We start from the raw sequence: 265 nt of genomic DNA on the forward strand, positions 1-265 counted from the left end.
GCGATGACCGCTTCGAAGCGTTGCACACGCATACCGGCCCCCCCCCCGCGATACAGCACCGTTTCACGATCCGCGTGATGCGTATCGAGAGGCTGGTTCTCATTTTCGCCGGCTACCGACCAGAGCGCGTGGCCGGTAAATTTTCCCCATTCGATCAAGCTTTTCGCTTGATTGCCAAACGGCACACTCGGCGTCGCGGAGACCAGGGCTTGGTGACGCAACTTCAAAAGGGTGAACATTATGGACAGACTTTTCTATGTTGGCG

The 265-nt window shown here is 57.0% G+C and carries 1 protein-coding gene; it reads right to left on the reverse strand.

Going from position 1 to position 265, the window contains the following annotated elements; translation table 11 throughout:
* The coding region (locus AF337_RS04250; protein WP_152970894.1) for a hypothetical protein at positions 1-239 on the reverse strand (239 nt) is incomplete at its 3' end.
* Positions 240-265: the final 26 nt, after the last annotated feature.

Origin of the sequence: Rhizobium ecuadorense (assembly GCF_001187535.1) — a bacterium.
Taxonomy (GTDB): domain Bacteria; phylum Pseudomonadota; class Alphaproteobacteria; order Rhizobiales; family Rhizobiaceae; genus Rhizobium; species Rhizobium ecuadorense.